Origin of the sequence: Synechococcus sp. H60.2, from assembly GCF_047462315.1 — a bacterium.
Taxonomy (GTDB): Bacteria; Cyanobacteriota; Cyanobacteriia; order Thermostichales; family Thermostichaceae; genus Thermostichus.
Genome location: NZ_JANSIZ010000121.1, coordinates 1 through 4,264, shown reverse-complemented (window position 1 = coordinate 4,264; position 4,264 = coordinate 1). Strand labels below are relative to the sequence as shown.

The 4,264-nt window shown below is 62.0% G+C and carries 5 protein-coding genes; 2 read left to right on the top strand and 3 right to left on the bottom strand.

What is annotated here, in order from left to right:
* The first annotated feature begins 177 nt into the window (after positions 1-177).
* Together NW845_RS12435 and NW845_RS12430 are read left to right on the top strand one after the other, a co-directional pair.
* Positions 178-627 (top strand): hypothetical protein, encoded by a 450-nt coding sequence (locus NW845_RS12435; RefSeq protein WP_414378753.1) that lies wholly within the window; start codon positions 178-180, stop codon positions 625-627.
* A gap of 126 nt (positions 628-753) precedes the next feature.
* Positions 754-1,887: a peptidylprolyl isomerase gene (locus tag NW845_RS12430; RefSeq protein WP_414378752.1), complete on the top strand. Its 1,134-nt coding sequence runs from the start codon at positions 754-756 to the stop codon at positions 1,885-1,887.
* Between the two features lie 46 nt (positions 1,888-1,933).
* Here NW845_RS12430 and NW845_RS12425 read toward each other — a convergent pair whose 3' ends face one another.
* The 3 genes from NW845_RS12425 to NW845_RS12415 form a co-directional block, all read right to left on the bottom strand.
* Positions 1,934-2,704 (bottom strand): MlaE family lipid ABC transporter permease subunit, encoded by a 771-nt coding sequence (locus tag NW845_RS12425; protein ID WP_414365599.1) that lies wholly within the window; start codon positions 2,702-2,704, stop codon positions 1,934-1,936.
* A 16-nt stretch (positions 2,705-2,720) separates the two neighbouring features.
* Complete coding sequence (locus NW845_RS12420; protein ID WP_414378751.1) at positions 2,721-3,347, bottom strand: GerMN domain-containing protein; 627 nt, start codon at positions 3,345-3,347, stop codon at positions 2,721-2,723.
* A gap of 246 nt (positions 3,348-3,593) precedes the next feature.
* Positions 3,594-4,264: DUF2993 domain-containing protein (locus NW845_RS12415; protein WP_414378750.1), on the bottom strand; the 671-nt coding region annotated here is incomplete at its 5' end.

Genomic DNA, 4,264 nt, shown 5'->3' with positions numbered 1-4,264 from the left:
CCCCCACCCACACACCCCACCCCCACCCCCCACACATTTATACATGATACCGCGCCCACCGACAGCTACACAGAGTAGATCGTAGGCAGACAAACACGTGTACACCAGCCACCACCGACACCAACCCCAGCACCGACGCCTAGTCCGTCACCTTCCCCAAGCGAAGGGATCCGGCTGGTGAAGCGGATCAGTGCCGTCAACGGCCTTCCCATCCGTGAGTTCTTCGACGAGCCCACAGATCCCAACGACAACCCAGGGATCCCTTGGCCGGGCGGGGCAGCAACCTTCCTGCAAGGTGCCATCAACCAGCCGGTACGTCCAGGAGCCCGGGTGCAGTTTGCCATCTACTTCCTGCTGGATTCGCCCAGCTCGACGCTGACGGTGTGCGATCCCCTCGTCCCTGGTCTTGGCTATGTAGCAGGCAGCTTGTCCTTGACACCGGCAGGTGGCTCTCCAGTGGCTCTGAGCGATGCGGTTGATGGGGATGGGGGAGCTTTCATCCCACCAGGACAAGCGGTGCCAGCGGCCTGCGGCGGCATCACCAACTCCAACGGAGTGGTGGTGGTCAATGTGGGGGGATCTGGCACTGCCGGGGCCATCCGCTTTGAGGCCGTCGTTCCCAGGTAGGAGGGGGACGCAGCCGGTCCTTGGCCGTTTGACCTTTGCATTCTCTTCTCTTGCAGCAACGCTTGCCGCCAGCAACGGTAGAATGCCAGGCTGAGAGCAAAAGCAGTGTCGGCAACAGGTGAGGATATGGCGCAGCGTGCCCAGCAGGGATCCCCAGTTGGAGGCAAGACCGATCGGTGGGAGTGGGGGAGAAAATCGCTCCGGCTTGTCTTGGCTGCGGTGTTGCTGTGGGTGGTTTGGCTGGGTGGGATCCCGGCCCTGGCGCTGCCGCAAGGGGATGCCATTACGGATCCGCGTACTCTCTTGCGGCGGGCGCTGCCCATCCAAGACAGCCGGATCTGGGAAATCGATGAGGCCATCACCAAAATTGAGAGCGACTTGAAGTACAACCGCTGGTCGGCGGTGCGGGGAGATGTGCGCCAGGTGGAGCGGCTTCTGGATCGCTACACGGATCCCCTCTTGGCGGAGTTGCCCCCTGAGCAGGCTGCTGCCGCCCCTGGAGAAGTTGCCGCTCTACGCCAGGAGTTGCAAACCATCGGCCAGGCCACGGAGCGCAAATCCAAGGGCAAGGAAGAGGCCCGCGCCGCCTACGACCGCCTCATAGACGAGCTGGGATCCCTGGAAAACCACTGGGTGGGGGCTTTTCCCTACGCGATCCCTGCCGAATACGCTGACAAGCCGCAGCTCCTGGGCCGGGCGGAAGTGGAGCTGAACACCACCGCTGGGCGGATGGTGATCACCCTCGATGGCTACAGTGCTCCAATAACTGCCGGCAACTTCGCCGACTTGGTGCAGCGGGGCTTCTACGATGGCCTGACCTTTGACCGGGTGGAGAACTTCTTCCTGGTGCAAGCGGGGGATCCCCCAGGCCCTGCCGACGGCTATGTGGATCCGGCCACCGGCAAGGTTCGCACCATCCCGATGGAGATCCGGGCCAAAGGCGAGGTCATGCCCCGCTACGGCCAGACCTTTGATCAACTGGGCCTGTGGGATGTAGAGCCGGCCCTGCCCTTTTCTGCTGAGGGAACGGTGGCCATGGCCCGCTATCCCGATGAGCCCAACAGCGCCTCTTCTCAGTTCTTCATCTTCATGGCCGAGCCGGATCTCACCCCTGCCGGCCTCAACCTCATGGATGGCCGCTATGCCGTATTCGGTTATGTTACCGAGGGCACCGAGGTGCTGCGCAAGATCAAGCTAGGGGATCAGATCCTGAGCGCCCGGCTGATCTCAGGCCAAGAAAATCTCAGGAATGGGGCGTAGGGATTCTGCATCACTATCTCCCCTGAACCGTTGCCCTTTTGAGTGGCTAGAAGGCGCGGCTGAGGGCGCTACCTGGGCCCTGAAACAACAGCCAGGACATGAGAAAGTTAGTGACAAACACCCCCAGCAACGCTGTCACCACAGCATCGGTAGTGGAGCGGCCCACCCCCTTGGCGCCGCCGCTGGTGGAAAGGCCCCAGTTGGAACCGACAATGGCGATCAGAACCCCGAACACCATCGCTTTCAAACAACAGACGAGCAAGTCCCAAGGGGTCAGGAGATTCTGAGCCGAGGTGAGAAACACCGTGGAAGAAATGTTGTAAGCCGAAGCGCAGATGATCATCCCCCCCACCAAACCCGTCAGCAGGGAGAGGATGGTGAGCACCGGCAGCATCAGCCCTGAAGCCACTACCCGCGGGATCACCAGGTAATCCACTGGATCGGTGCGCAACAACAGCAGAGCATCGATCTGCTCGGTGACTTTCATGGTGCCCAGCTCGGCGGCAAAGGCGGATCCCACCCGTCCGGCCAGGATCACCGCCGTCACCACCGGCGTCAGCTCGCGGGCCAGGGCAATGGCCAAAACCCCGCCGATGAGGGAAGAGGCCCCGAAATTGATGAACTCGCGTGCCAACTGAATGGTGAAAACGCCGCTGATCACCACCGCCGTGATCAAAACAATCAGCAGCGACTCCAGCCCCACTGTCGCCAGTTGCTCCAGGGTGTTGCGCCGATGAATACGGCCTTGCAGCAGGTGCAAGATCACCTGACCGGCCAGGAGAAAACTGCTGCCCACCCGCTGCAACCAGTTCATGATCTTTGTCTCAAGGGTTTCAAGAGGCTGATACGGCTGACGGCTCCGCCTCAGGCTCTGCCGGCAGCTGGAAGCTGGGGACAAACGAGGCCCGCGTCAAGGGTTGGTCGATAATTAGCCCTTCCCCCCCCAACACCTCGAGGGCGCGCCCCTCGACGGAGATCCACACCCGCGCGCCGGGGTTCTGGCTGGTGGCCGTGTAGAGCACCTGCGCAATCCGGCTCATCATCGCCATGGATCCCCCCCCTTGCGTGAATTCAGAAGAGAAGTTGAGGAAAATATCGTCGCCTTCCACCCGCACATTCAGCAGCCGCGTCTGGGAGGGGATGGCGGTGGCGAGGCGGGGATCCCGGGGACCGGCAATCAGCTCCTCCAAGGCCAGGCGGATGGCCTCTTGGGCGTCGAAGGCGCGCAGGGAGCGCTCCTGCTGCACGTAGTAGATGGAATTGTCAGCACTGGTCAGCCAATACAGAGAAAGGGTTTGCCGCGGCCCGATGCTGTACCACCAAGCTCCCCCCATCACCCCTAACCCCAGCAAAAAGCCGAGGATCCCCAGTTGCAGAGCCGGGCCGCGCCGGGGGCGAGGACGCCGTCCTCCCAAGCGGACGGAGCCAAGCTGTGCAGTACGCCCTCCGTAGTGATCCATCGTTGCCATTCCCCTGTCTTGCCTAGCTCTAGGGTAGCGAAGAAAAGCCCACTCTGCCGGGGATCCCCAGGCTGGACAGGCCCAAAACTGGCACGGGAGCAGCCACAGGCAGCTTGAACCGGCCTCACCCTGAGCTCCAGCTTTACGCTAGCCAAAACCATTTGCAACAACCAAGGGGAGGCGCGGCTTCTCTTCCACCTGGACGAGGCCCGCTTCGAGAAGATTTGTCCGCGATGGGGATCCCTGCTAGGGAAGAGCGGCCCGCTGGGATCCCATCAGGGTCTCCAAGCTCTCGACCCGCACAAAGCCGATCACCTGCAACTGGTCAGACCCTATCTCCAAGCTGAGCACCCGCACCAGGATCCCCAGATCTTCTAACTCTTGCAGATCGAACACCTCGTTAAGGCCGCCCAAAAACGCTGCCGAGATCTCATCGGGAACCCGCACAGAGCCGATGACAAACTCCGGATCCTGAAGCTGCAAGCGGCGCCCCTCCTCCACCCGGATCCCGGCGTTGAACACCACATCAACCGTTCGCGTCAGCGGGACGGAGTCTTTTTGCTCACTGCCGCCTTCCTGCTCCACCAAGAGGGCAGAAAGTCGAAGGCGGTCAGGAGCCAAAAACTCGACCCGGGGTTGGCGCAGATCGAAGCGGCGGGGTTCGTCCCTACGCCCGCTAAAGGGCAGATCTGCTCGGATATCCTGAAACTGTCTCAGCACCTCTGGTGAGTTGAGGGCAGCATTCAAGTCTTCTTCCCGCACCACCACCCGCACCGCCGCCTGCAGAGGACGCTCCAGCCGCAGAGGAGCCCCGCGGAAAAAAGAGGGGTCAATGGCCACCGGATCTGTTTCCAGCTCCAGCAGCTCGATGCGCGGAAACGGAGCCCTGTAGAGCCCCCGCCCAGCAACCAACAACC

Coding starts and splice junctions, on each gene's coding strand:
- NW845_RS12430 (WP_414378752.1), top strand. CDS start 754: ATGGCGCAGCGTGCCCAGCAGGGATCCCCAGTTGGAGGCAAGACCGAT.
- NW845_RS12420 (WP_414378751.1), bottom strand. CDS start 3,347: ATGGATCACTACGGAGGGCGTACTGCACAGCTTGGCTCCGTCCGCTTG.